General features: G+C 61.8%; 6 protein-coding genes. All 6 read left to right on the forward strand.

Annotated elements, in window-relative coordinates; translation table 11 throughout:
- Window positions 1–4: 4 nt before the first annotated feature.
- On the forward strand, window positions 5–1,279 hold the full coding sequence (locus HX899_RS12445) for a YeaH/YhbH family protein (RefSeq protein ID WP_003541349.1): 1,275 nt from the start codon (window positions 5–7) through the stop codon (window positions 1,277–1,279).
- Window positions 1,276–2,826, forward strand: coding sequence for a SpoVR family protein (locus HX899_RS12450; protein ID WP_138330540.1), 1,551 nt, complete (start codon window positions 1,276–1,278; stop codon window positions 2,824–2,826). Before HX899_RS12445 ends, HX899_RS12450 begins: the two co-directional genes overlap by 4 nt.
- Before the next feature lie 155 nt (window positions 2,827–2,981).
- A complete protein-coding gene (locus HX899_RS12455; protein ID WP_138330541.1) occupies window positions 2,982–3,902 on the forward strand; it encodes an adenylate/guanylate cyclase domain-containing protein in 921 nt (306 codons plus the stop codon).
- Between the two features lie 268 nt (window positions 3,903–4,170).
- Window positions 4,171–5,382 carry an efflux RND transporter periplasmic adaptor subunit gene (locus HX899_RS12460; protein WP_181292574.1) on the forward strand — a complete coding sequence of 404 codons (1,212 nt, stop codon included), beginning with the start codon at window positions 4,171–4,173 and terminating at the stop codon, window positions 5,380–5,382.
- Complete coding sequence (locus tag HX899_RS12465) at window positions 5,379–8,534, forward strand: efflux RND transporter permease subunit (RefSeq protein ID WP_181292575.1); 3,156 nt, start codon at window positions 5,379–5,381, stop codon at window positions 8,532–8,534. The genes HX899_RS12460 and HX899_RS12465 overlap by 4 nt, the downstream gene beginning before the upstream one ends.
- Window positions 8,535–8,807: 273 nt before the next feature.
- Window positions 8,808–9,806 (forward strand): flagellin, encoded by a 999-nt coding sequence (locus tag HX899_RS12470; protein ID WP_027664293.1) that lies wholly within the window; start codon window positions 8,808–8,810, stop codon window positions 9,804–9,806.
- The last annotated feature ends 98 nt before the right edge of the window (window positions 9,807–9,904 follow it).

The raw sequence follows: 9,904 nt of genomic DNA on the forward strand, positions 1-9,904 counted from the left end.
CAATATGCACATTGTCGACCGTCGGCTAAATCCGCGCGGTAAAAGTCTGGAAAATCGGCAACGGTTTCTTCGGCGCATGAAAGGCGCCGTGCAGCAGGCGGTAAAACGTTCTCTGCAAAACCGGAACATTCGCGATGTGCTCGACGGCGGGGAAATCAGCCTGCCGATCGATGGAATGGCCGAGCCGAACTTGAGAAGGGGCGACGGCGGCATCCGCGACCATATCCTGCCGGGAAACAGGGCCTTCGTCGAAGGCGACATTCTTCCGCGCCCGCCAGGGAGCCGGGGCGGAAAACCCAAGGATGCGGGTGAGGGCGACGGCGAGGACGGCTTCCGCTTCGTGCTGACGCGCGAGGAATTCCTCGATGTGTTCCTGGACGATCTGGAACTGCCCGACCTTGCCAAGCGGCGCCTGGCCGAAACCGAGGAGGAAACTCCGTTCCGTGCCGGTTATTCCGTGTCGGGATCGCCGTCCAACATCGCCGTCGGTCGCACGACCAGGCTCGCGATGATGCGCCGTGTCGCGCTTCACCGTCCGCGCCGCGAGGAAATCGAAGCCCTGCAGCGGCAGATCGAGGAATGCGAGGACGACGAGAGCCGGCTGGCGCTTGAGGCAAAACTCAAATCCCTGACGGAAAAAAGCCGGCGCATTCCCTATATCGATCCGCTCGACGTGCGGTATCGCCGCTTCGAAAACGAGCCGAAGCCTGTGGCGAAAGCCGTGATGTTCTGCTTGATGGACGTCTCCGGCTCCATGTCGGAACACATGAAGGACCTGGCGAAGCGGTTCTACCTGCTGCTCTACCTTTTCCTGTCGAAGCGCTACAAGAAAGTGGAGATCGTCTTCATCCGCCATACCGACAAGGCCGAGGAAGTCGACGAGGAAACCTTCTTCTATGGCCCGGCAACGGGCGGCACGCTGGTTTCCAGTGCGCTGGCGGCAATGCGGGCGATCATCGCGGCGCGTTTCGATCCGGCAGAATGGAATATCTATGGCGCCCAGGCATCGGACGGCGACAACGCCCATTCGGACGGGAACCTGAGCGGACAACTGCTGCGCGAGATTTTGCCGCTGTGCCAGTATTTCGCCTATATCGAAGTCGGCGAAGAAGGCGGTGACTCCTCGGTATCCCGCTCGCCGCTTTGGATGCTTTATGACGGGATCCGTTCCGAGCTGCAGCCGCTTTCGATGCGCAAGGTCTGCCGGCGAAACGAAATATTCCCTGTTTTCCACGATCTCTTCCAGAAACGTGACGCACAGTCGAAGGTGACGCCATGACCATGACGATGAGGCCACGAGAGCGGCTGTTGTTCGAGGGGGCCGACTGGGATTTCGCAACGCTCCAGCGCATCCACGACGCCTGCGAGGAGATCGCGCTCGGCGAACTCGGCCTCGACGTCTACCCGAATCAGATCGAAGTCATCACCTCGGAGCAGATGCTCGATGCCTATTCCTCGACCGGCATGCCGCTCTTCTATCGCCATTGGTCCTTCGGCAAACACTTTGCTCATCACGAAACCTTCTACCGCCGCGGGATGCGCGACCTCGCTTATGAGATCGTCATCAACAGCTCGCCCTGCATCTCCTACCTGATGGAGGAAAACACGGCGACGATGCAGACGCTCGTCACCGCGCATGCGGCCTTCGGCCACAACCACTTCTTCAAGAACAACTATCTCTTCAAGCTCTGGACCGATGCGGAGGGCATCCTCGATTACCTCGATTTCGCCAAGGGTTATATCACCCGCTGTGAGGAACGTTACGGCGAGACGGCCGTCGAACGCACGCTCGACGCAGCCCATGCGCTGATGTCGCACGGGGTGCATCGATACGCGGGCAAGACCACGATCGATCTTCGCCAGGAGGAAAAGCGGCAGCAGGAGCGCCGCGCCCACGAGGAGCAGATGTTCAACGACCTGTGGCGCACGGTTCCCGTCGGCAAGGCGCGGAAGGCGGGTGACATCGGCCTAGAAAAGCGCCGCGCCGCCCTCGGGCTTCCTCAGGACAACATCCTATACTTTCTGGAAAAGTCGGCGCCGCGGCTGCAGCCGTGGCAGCGCGAGATCCTTCGCATCGTCCGCCATGTCGCGCAATATTTTCACCCCCAGCGGCAGACCAAGGTGATGAACGAGGGAACCGCCACCTTCGTCCACTACCAGATCATGAACCGGCTTCACGAGCGTGGGCAGATCAGCGACGGAAACTTCCTCGAATTCCTGAAGTCGCACGCCAACGTCGTGTTCCAGCCGAGCTATGACGACCGGCGATTCTCGGGCTTCAATCCCTATGCGCTTGGCTTTGCGATGATGCAGGACATCGAGAGGATCGTCACGACGCCGACGGAAGAGGACCGCGCATGGTTTCCCGATATCGCCGGACGAGGCGATGCGATGGCGGTCCTGCGCGACATCTGGGCCAATTACCGGGACGAGAGCTTCATTAGCCAGTTTCTGAGCCCGAACCTGATCCGGCAGTTGCGACTATTCCATCTCTACGACGATCCGGAACAGACCGAGGGGGTACTGGTTTCGGCGATCCATAATGAGCGTGGATACCTGCGCATCCGCCGCCAGCTCTCCCGCGAATATGATATCGGCTGGACCGATCCGGCAATCGATATCGTCGATGTCGACCTCGCTGGCGACCGCCGCCTGTTGCTGCAGCACATCGTCATGAATGGCTGCTATCTTCAGGAAAATGACACGAAACTCGTCCTGCAGCATCTCGCCGATCTCTGGGGCTATGACGTGTTGCTTCAGGAAATCGACAGTTCCAGCACGGTGGCGAGAGAACACGCGGCGAGCCCGCGCAAGATCGTTCAGTGATCACAGATTATGCTGACGGCGATAATGAACAATTATCGGTGGCAACAAACACAAAGCCTTAGTAGTTTACCGCCGTTGCAATCGCCCACTTGATCTCGACCAGTTTCACCCTTTGCAGCGATCTTCCGGGGCGGATAGCGCGGAGACGAGAGACCATGAGTGAAACGCGGCGCAAGCTGACGACGATCTTCTGTGCTGACGTGCAGGATTATACGCGGCTGATGGGGGCTGATGAGGAAGGGACGCTCGCTGCGCTCAAACGCTGCCGGGAAGCGATGGGGCGCCTGATCGAAAGCCATGGTGGCCGCGTCATCAATACCTGGGGCGATGGGCTGATCGCCGATTTCCCGAGCGTGGTCGAGGCGGTGCGCGCGGCCGTCGACACCCAGAACGAACTCGCGGGTTTCAACGCCCGCCGCCCGGCCGACGGGCGCATGCTCTTCCGCATCGGCATCAATCTCGGCGACGTGATCGTCGAAGGCGACGACATCTATGGCGACGGCGTCAATATTGCGGCGCGGCTGCAGACGTCGGCTGCGGCAGGCGGCATCGTGATATCGAACACCGTCTATGACCAGGTCCGCAACAAGGTGGCGGTTGGTTTCGAGTTTCTCGGACCGCTGATGGTGAAAAATGTCGATGAAGGCGTGCCGAGCTACGCGGTGAAGATCGGCGATGCCAAAGACGAGACGCCTTCTGCGGAACGATCCGGCCCCGCGCGGCCGCAGCCGGCGTCGGTTATGGCGGCCGCTAAGGCCGAGACAACCCCAGCACCGGGCGGACGCAGGCTGTATGGCGTGCTCGGCGTCATCGCCGCCGTCCTGATCGGTATCAATCTCCTGTCGTGGCAGGGCGTCTTCTGGGCGCGTTTTCCGGTGCTCGCGCTGGCCGTCGTCGCGGCGCTCGCCTGGAACCGTGATCAGACCCGATTCAATCGCAAGATCACCTTGCTGGCGATCCTGGCGCTTGGCCTTGCCGGCATCAACCTTTTCACCTGGACGGGGCAGTTCTGGGCGGTGTGGCCGATACTGGGGATTGCGGCTACCATGGGCGTGCGGTGGTCGATGCGTCGATAGACATCCAACCCGCATCCTCGGGGATTTTGTACGGTATTTTGCTCGACAATCGGCAGGATTAAAGACACGGGCCAGTGTTCATTCAAGCAAAAGTGAGCGGCCGGGTTATTTCCATTCTTTGCTGATATTACAAATCGGTAATGCCGGCTGCTTATGCTTGCCGGTAAGCTGTAAACGCGCGATATTGTCGCATCAGACGGGAATCTCGATCCCGCAGCGCCTCTTTCGACCGACCCTGGTCCAACCTCGAGTCCCTCCGGAGACGTGAATGGCCATTTGGAAGCAGTTTGTACTTTCGCTCATCGTCATTATTGCCGGCTTTGCCGCGTGGGTTTTCTTCGTGCCCGGCGCCGGCGATACGATGCGCGATGCAGGCATTCCAGACAGCATCGTTTCCAAGATCGCGCCGAAGGCCGGGGAGACGGCCGATGCCGACGCTCCCGCCCGGGCGCAAGGGCAGCAGCGTGGCGAGGGACAAGGGCAGGGACAGAACCGCCGCAATGGCGGCGGGCGCAACAACACCATTCTCGTCGCGACGCAGGCCGTCGTCCAAGGGATCGTCAACGACCGGCTGAACGCCATCGGCACGGGTGACGCGATCCGTTCGGTTGCGGTCACGCCGCAGGCATCCGGCACGATCCGCGAAATTCTCATCAAGTCGGGCGATAGGGTGACGGCCGGCCAGGTGCTGGCCAAGCTCGACAGCGAGGAGCAGGTGATCGCCCGCGGCCAGGCTGATGTGGCGGTCAAGGCCGCCGTCGAGAAGTCGAATCTCTATCACAACATCAAGTCCAGCGTGTCGCGCATGGACGTGTTCGATTCGGAGATCGCCGAGCAGGGCGCGCGGCTGCAGCTGCAGGCCGCCGAGCTCAATCTCGCCCGGCGCAACATCACCGCGCCGATCGACGGCATCGTCGGCATCGTGCCGGTCAATATCGGCGACAACGTCACGACGAGCATCCCGATCGTCACTCTTGACGACCGTTCGGAAATCCTTGTCGACTACTGGGTGCCGGAGCGCTTCGCCAATACGGTGTCGGTCGGCCAGCCGGTCGAGGCGATGTCTGTGGCAAGGCCGGGGCAGGTGTTTTCGGGCTTGGTCGAAGCCGTCGACAACCGCATCGACGCGGCAAGCCGCACGCTGCGCCTACGCGCCCGGATCGACAACAGTTCGGACGAGCTGCGTGCCGGCATGTCCTTCAGTGTCAGCATGAAATTTCCTGGCGACAAATATCCGGCTGTCGACCCGGTCTCCGTGCAGTGGGATTCGCAGGGCTCCTTCGTCTGGCAGGTCAACGACGACAAGTCGCATAAGGTGCGGGTCAGCATCGTGCAGCGCAACCCGGATTTCGTGCTCGTCAAAGCCGATCTCGAGGATGGCGACGTGATCGTCACACAGGGACTGCAACGCGTGCGTGAGGGTGGGGCGGTGCGCGTGAGCGCCGATGTCGCCGCGACTGCGGAGGTCGCCACCCAATGAACGTGACCGAAATTCATCAGGACCGGGCGTCGGGCAAGCAGAGCTTCACTGCACTTTTCGTTCGTCGACCGATCCTGGCGCTGGTGTTCAACACGCTGATGGTCGTTGCCGGCCTTGCCGCCTATGTCGGCGTCGAGGTGCGCGAACTGCCCGATGTCGACCGTCCCGTCGTCACCGTGCGCACCACCTTCGACGGCGCATCGCCGCAGACGATCGACCAGGAACTGACCAAGGTGATCGAGGGGGCGGTCGCGCGCGTCAGCGGCCTGAGATCGATTTCGTCGACCTCGTCCTTCGGTCAGAGCCGGGTGACGCTGGAATTCTCGGATGCGATCGATCTCTCGGTCGCCGCCAACGACGTGCGCGACGCGATCGGCCGCATTACCCAGAACCTGCCCGACGAAGCGGATGCGCCGCAGATCGTCAAGGCGGATTCGGATTCCTCGGCGATCATGCGCCTTGCCGTCACCTCCACCAATCTCAACATGGACGATCTGACCCAGCTCGTCGAAAACGAGGTGATCGATCGCCTCGCCTCCGTCGACGGGGTTGCCGACGTCGAGGAATATGGCGACCAGGAGAAGGTCTTCCGCGTCGATGTCGACCAGGGGGCTCTTGCCAGCCGCGGGCTGACCATCGGCGACCTGACGAAGGCACTCGACAATGCCGCACTCGACGTGCCGGCCGGCTCGCTGAAGAGCAATACGCAGGATATCGTGGTGCGCGCCACCGCCAACCTGCAGACCCCGGCGGATTTTTCCAACGTCATCCTGCAGGACCGCGTCCGGCTCGGTGACGTCGCGACGGTGATGCTTGGACCACGCGACGGCGAAACGGCGCTGCGCTCCAACGGCAAGCCGGGCATCGGCCTCGGCATCATCCGCCAGGCGCAATCGAATACGCTGAACATCTCGACCGGCATCAAGGCCGCCGTCGACCAGCTGTCGAAGACGCTGCCCGAGGGCACGACGATCGCCATCACCAGCGACGACGCCGTCTTCATCCAGGGTGCGATCCACGAGGTGGTGCTGGCGCTGGTGCTCGCCGCCGTCATCGTCACCGCCGTCATCTACCTCTTCCTGCGCGACTGGCGGGCGACACTGATCCCGGCGGTCAGCATGCCGGTGGCGCTGATCGGCACGCTGGCGGCGATCTACATGGTCGGCTTCTCGATCAACATCCTGACGCTGCTCGCAATCGTACTGGCGACCGGCCTCGTCGTCGACGATGCGATCGTGGTGCTCGAAAATATCGTACGCCGGCGCTCCGAAGGCATGGGGCCGCGCGCTGCCGCCGTGCTCGGAACGCGCGAGGTGTTCTTCGCCGTCGTCGCCACGACGGCGACGCTGGCGGCGGTGTTCATTCCGCTCTCATTCTTGCCGGGACAGGTCGGTGGCCTCTTCCGCGAATTCGGCTTCGTGCTCGCCTTCTCGGTCGGGCTGTCGTCGATCGTGGCGCTGACGCTGTGTCCGATGCTCGCCTCGCGCATGCTGACCAAGCCGATGCTCGAAGATCACGGCATGCTCGGCCGCTTCGGCGGGGCGCTCGCCGATCTCTACAAATGGGCGCTGCACGGCTGTCTCAACGCGCCCTTCGTCGTCATCCTGTTCTCGGTGATCTTTGCCGGTGCGGCACTCATCGCTTTCTCGACGGTGAAGAGCGAGCTGACGCCCGAAGAGGACCGGTCGCTGGTGATGATGCGGTTGACGACGCCGCAGGGATCGAGCCTCGAATATACCCGCGACAAGATGCAACTCGTCGAAGAATATCTGCAGCCGTTGGTCGACAGCGGCGACATCCGCAATATCTTTTCGATCTCCGGGCAGGGCGGTTCGCTGAACAGCGGCTTCATGGTGCTGACGCTCGCCCCCTGGGGAGAGCGTGACAGGACGCAGACGGAGATCGTCGGCGATATCAACCAGGCAGCCTCTAGGGTGCCGGCCCTGCGCGGCAATGCTATTTCCTCGAACAGCCTTCGCATCCGCGGCGCCGGCAGTGGTCTGCAGATGGCGCTGATCGGCAATGATCACGAGGCGCTGACGGCGGCGGCCGCCAAGCTGGTTCAGTCGCTCGAGGCCACCGGCCAGTATGATACGCCGCGCCTGACCAACGAGCCCAGCCAGGCGCAGGTATCGGTGGCGATAGATCGCGAGCGCGCCTCGGATCTCGGCATCGACATAACCGGGCTGTCGACGGCAATCCAATCACTGCTCGAAGGGCGATCGGTGGTCGACGTCTTCGTCGACGGCGAATCCTATCCCGTGCTTCTGACCTCGACGACGCGGCCGATCGACGATCCGACCGATCTTGAGAACGTGTTCCTGAAGACCGGCGACGGCAAGATCGTACCGATGTCGGTCATCGCCACGATGAAGGAAGGTTCGGTCGCGCCGCAGCTCAACCGCGAGCAGCAGCTCGCCTCCGTCGCGATCACCGCCGGCCTCAGGAACGGCATGTCGCTCGGCGATGCCGTAAGCCAAGTGACTGCGCTCGCCGAGCCGCTGCTGCCGCCAGGCTCTCGCCTGTTGCCGCTCGCCGAGGCGGCGACGCTCGAAGAGAATTCGAGCGGCATGGCGCTGACCTTCGGCTTCGCCATCGTCATCATCTTCCTGGTGCTGGCCGCGCAGTTCGAAAGCGTGCTGTCCTCGCTGATCATCATGTCGACGGTGCCGCTTGGTCTTGCCTGCGCCGTCTTCGCACTTGTTATCACCGGCTCCACCCTCAATATCTACAGCCAGATCGGCCTGGTGCTGCTCGTCGGCGTCATGGCGAAGAACGGTATCCTGATCGTCGAATTCGCCAATCAGCTGCGCGACCGGGGCGAGGATGTGCGGTCCTCGATCGAGAAGGCCTGCGCGCTGCGCCTTCGCCCCGTGATGATGACGATGATCGCCACCATCCTCGGCGGCGTGCCGCTGGTCTTTGCCCATGGCGCCGGTGCCGAAGCACGCGTTGCGCTCGGCTGGGTGATCGTCGGCGGCCTCGGCTTCGCGACGCTGGTGACGCTGTTCATCACGCCGGTTGCCTATCTGCTGCTTGCCCGCTTCGCCAAGCCGCACGCCCACGAGGAAGCGCGCCTGCACGAGGAGATGTCGGTCGCCACTCGGCCGCGCGCCGCACCCGATGACGAGCAGCTGCAGGCCGCCGAATAAGGTTTTATCCGATTACGAAACGCCGTCGGCCAACCTCGTCCGGCTGCGTTTCTTATGGTGTATGAAACCTTGCAAAATAAGCTAAATTACTTCTGAAGTTTAGTCGTTTGTTAAGCATAAACGGCAATGATTGTGGCCAGTAACCGACTGGTCTTCTTCGTTTCTTGAAGGCTGCGATGCGCTGGAGTTTCAGCGACCCCGAACATGACTGTCCGTGCGGCACGGTTCATTTTTAGTTCAGTTTGCGTCTGTTGTGTTTTGGAGTTTAGTCCCGTGAGTATTTATCAGCGCGTCTCCGTGGACGCGGCGCTTTATGTGCTGCGTGATATCAATCGGAATATGACGGTCACGCAAAACCACATCACGACGGGTATGCGTGTCGAAAAAGCCAGCGACAACGCCGTCTACTGGTCGATCGCCACCACCGCGCGGACCGACAATAAAGCGGTTTCGGCGATCCAGGATGCGCTTGGCATGGCCGCGGCGACGATGGGAACGGCCTATACCGGCGTTCAGAGCGTCATCGACGTCGTCTCCGAAATCAAGGCAAAGCTGGTTGCCGCAACCGAAGACGGCATCGACAAGAACAAGATCAACGAAGAGATCAAACAGCTGCAGGAGCAACTGCGCAGCGTTTCGGAATCGGCGACCTTCAACAGCGACAACTGGGTGGTCCTCACCAACGATGCGACGCCGACGCAGCCGCGCCAGATCCCGGCCTCGTTCATCCGCAACGCCGACGGCACGATCTCGATCGGCATGCTGAGCTACCATATCGACAATACGCCCGTCGGGGCGACGACCTCCAAGGACGCGCGCTACCTGATCGATGACCGCGCCACCGGTTCCGGCGAATATGGGGTGCTGACATCGGCCTATTTCGCCACCGAACTCGGTGCTGCGCAAAATTACGTGCTGATGACGAGCAAGAACGGCACGACCACCGGGCAGGTGGTGATCTCGGTGACATCAAGCACGACGCAGGGCCAGATCGGCCAGATGATCAGCGTCGTCGATGCCGCGCTGACGCAGCTGACGACGGTCGGTTCGGCTTTCGGCGCGCTGGAAAAGCGCATCAACCTTCAGAACGACTTCGCCACGAAACTGCACGACAACATCACCGCCGGCATCGGCCGGCTTGTCGATGCCGACATGGAGGAGGAGTCGAGCAGGCTGCGGGCGCTGCAGACGCAGCAGCAGCTCGGCCTGCAATCGCTGAACATCGCCAACGCCACTTACGACACCATGCGGCAGCTCTTCCAGAACTTCTAAGAGGGCGACCCCACTTTCCCTCACCAAGTCAGTTTATGCGTTGATCTGCATTGTTTCATTTTGCTGTCGCACGGCGTCCCTGACACGGGCGTTTGCGA

The organism is Rhizobium sp. WYCCWR 11146 (genome assembly GCF_013591995.1).
In the GTDB taxonomy this organism is placed as follows: domain Bacteria; phylum Pseudomonadota; class Alphaproteobacteria; order Rhizobiales; family Rhizobiaceae; genus Rhizobium; species Rhizobium indicum.